Here is a 2801-nt window from a genome sequence, read left to right on the forward strand (position 1 = left end):
TCAGTTCGAAATACTGCGCCGGACGCCCCTGCCCGCCCCCTTCGGCGTCAATCGGCCGCAGCGCGCCCTCGGACAGCAATTCCTCGACCAGACTGCCCGCAGATGATCGCATCATCTCAAGATCGCGGGCAACGCCAGCCCTGCTGGCCCGCCCCTCGCGCATCAGCAGGCGGATGGCGCGATGGCGGTTGATCTGGCGGATTGTTCTTGGCGTGGCCACGTCGATCTGCACCCGGAATTTCCTTGACAGCACTATAGTCGCATAGTTTGTATTGATACGATACAAAATAGTGGCTCGAATTTCAGAGGGAGGATAAGAATGAGGAATTTCGTGGTATCGGCGGGACTGGCCCTGTGCATGACGGGCGCATCCGCCGCGCAACAGGTCGAGGTGATGCACTGGTGGACATCGGGCGGCGAAGGTGCTGCTGTCGGGGTGCTGAAGGACAAGCTGGCCGAAGAGGGGATCACATGGCGTGACATGGCCGTGGCAGGCGGCGGAGGCGAGGCCGCGATGACAGCGCTGCGCGCCCGCGTGGTCGCAGGCAACCCGCCCACCGCCGCGCAGATGCTGGGGATGGCGGTGCGCGACTGGTCGGGGCAGGGCCTGCTGGGCAATCTTGACGAGGTGGCGCAGGCCGATGGCTGGTCAGATGTGGTGCCGAAGGCCGTTCAGGATTTCGGAGTCAACGATGGCCACTGGGTCGCAGCGCCCGTCAACATGCACCGCCCGCATTGGGTCTGGATGAATGCGAAACTCTTTGCCGATAACGGCCTGACGCCCCCGACGACATGGGACGAGTTCTTTGCCGCCGCCGATACGCTGAAGGCGGCGGGCGTCATTCCCATCGCCGTGGGCGGGCAGGACTGGCAAGAGGCAACCATGTGGGAAGCCATCGTGCTGTCCAAGGGCCCCGATTTCTATCGTCGCGCGGTGATCGAGGCCGACCCCGAGGCGCTTGGCTCGGATGAGATGGTCGATGTGTTCGACACGATGCGCCGCATCCACGGCTATGCCGACCCGAATTTCGCGGGCCGCGACTGGAATCTTGCCACGGCCATGGTGCTGAACGGCGAGGCCGGGATGCAGATCATGGGCGACTGGGCCAAGGGCGATGTGGTGCGCGCCGGGCTGACACCGGGCAAGGAAATCCTGTGTGCGGTGGTGCCGGGCACGCAGGGCTCTTTCCTGTTCAACACCGATTTTTTCGCCATGTTCAATGTCAGCGAGGATCAGCGGCCCGCGCAAATGGCGCTGGCGCGGGCGGCGATGTCGTCCGATTTTCAAAAGACCTTCAACCTGGCCAAGGGCTCGATCCCGGCGCGCACCGATGTGCCGATGGACGATTTCGACGCCTGCGCACAGCAATCCGCACAGGATCGTGACGCGGCCGAGGCCAGCGACACGCTGTTCGGATCGCTGGCCCATGGGCACGGTCAGCCGCCCGCCATTCAGGCCGCCTATTTCGACGTAATCACCCAGCATTTCAATTCCGACATGTCCAGCACCGAGGCTGCTGCGGCATTGGTGAACGCGGTCGAAGGCGCGATGTGAACCCTTGCGCCCCGGTTCGGCAAGGCCGGGGTGCCCCTTTTTCCCTGTGAAGGACCAACATGACCCGGACGGAACTGAATATCGGAGTGCTTGGCGCGGGCCAGATCGCCCAGTCTGCGCATTTCGAAAGCTGCACCAAGGCCGCCAACGCACGGCTTTACGCGATCTGCGATCTGGCCGACGACCTGCGCGAGCGCATGGCCCATACCCATGCCCCCGACAAGACCTTTGCCGATTACGACGACATGCTGGCCGATCCCGGTCTGGACGCGGTGATCATCGCCACCGCCGACGCCTTTCACGTTCCCGCCGCGATCAGGGCGCTGCGCGCGGGCAAGCATGTGCTCAGCGAAAAGCCGGTGGGAACCTCGATCGAGGAAACCGCCGAACTGGCGCGACTGGTCCGGGACAGCGGGCTGACCTATATGGTTGGCCACATGAAACGCTTTGACCCCGGTATTCAGGCCGCAAAGGCGTTCATCGATGGCGACATGGGCCAGATGGTCGCGCTGAAGGCGTGGTATTGCGACAGTACCCGCCGCTATCCGATGACCGATGCCGTACAGCCGCTGATCGTCACCTCGGCACGCTCGCGCCGGCCCGAGGGCGACCCCAAGACCGACAAGCGGCGTTACTATATGTTGGCGCATGGGTCGCATCTGGTCGATACGGCGCGCTTTCTGGGCGGGCCGATCACCGCCGTCCGCGCGCGCCTGTCCGACCAGCGCGGCATGTTCTGCTGGTTCGTCGAGACGGAATTTGCCAATGGCGTTCTGGGCCATCTGGACCTGACCGTCGCCGTGCGCATGGACTGGCACGAGGGGTTCCAGATCTATGGTCAGAACGGCTCGGCCCTCGGCAAGACCTTCAATCCCTGGTATTTTCGTTCCTCTGAAGTGGACATCTTCGACGAACGCAGCGGCACCTCAAGCCGCATTCTGGGCGAGGACGGGCATTTCTATCGCCGTCAGGTCGAGGGCTTTGCCCGCTGCATCCTTGACGGCGCGCCCATGACCGGGGCCTCGATCGAGGACGGGCTGGCCTCGATGCGGGCGATGCGGGCCATCGCTTTGTCGGTCGAAACCGGCACGCGGGTGGAACTGGCCAGCGTCACGGGGGTCATGTGATGCGGCTTGGAATTTTCGCCAAGACATTTCCGGGCGACACACCGCTGGCCGTGATGACTGCGGCGAAGGCCGCAGGGTTTGAGGCGGTGCATTACAACCTTGCCTGTTCTGGCCTGCCA

At 63.8% G+C, this 2801-nt stretch carries 3 protein-coding genes; 2 read left to right on the top strand and 1 reads right to left on the bottom strand.

Annotated features, from left to right (window positions below):
- A partial coding sequence (locus tag ACK5L9_RS16340) for a hypothetical protein (protein WP_416912520.1) occupies nucleotides 1–232 on the bottom strand: 232 nt, incomplete at its 3' end.
- Between the two features lie 87 nt (nucleotides 233–319).
- On the opposite strand from ACK5L9_RS16340, the gene ACK5L9_RS16345 reads away from it, so the two are divergent.
- Together ACK5L9_RS16345 and ACK5L9_RS16350 are read left to right on the top strand one after the other, a co-directional pair.
- The gene (locus ACK5L9_RS16345) at nucleotides 320–1555 is read left to right on the top strand and encodes an ABC transporter substrate-binding protein (protein ID WP_416912521.1); all 1236 of its coding nucleotides are present in this window, start codon (nucleotides 320–322) and stop codon (nucleotides 1553–1555) included.
- Nucleotides 1556–1614: 59 nt separating this feature from the next.
- Entirely contained in the window at nucleotides 1615–2682 is a 1068-nt protein-coding gene (locus ACK5L9_RS16350; RefSeq protein ID WP_416912522.1) for a Gfo/Idh/MocA family protein, read from the top strand.
- Nucleotides 2683–2801: the final 119 nt, after the last annotated feature.

The sequence above is a fragment of the Paracoccus sp. (in: a-proteobacteria) genome, from assembly GCF_047973135.1.
Classification (GTDB): Bacteria; Pseudomonadota; Alphaproteobacteria; order Rhodobacterales; family Rhodobacteraceae; genus Paracoccus.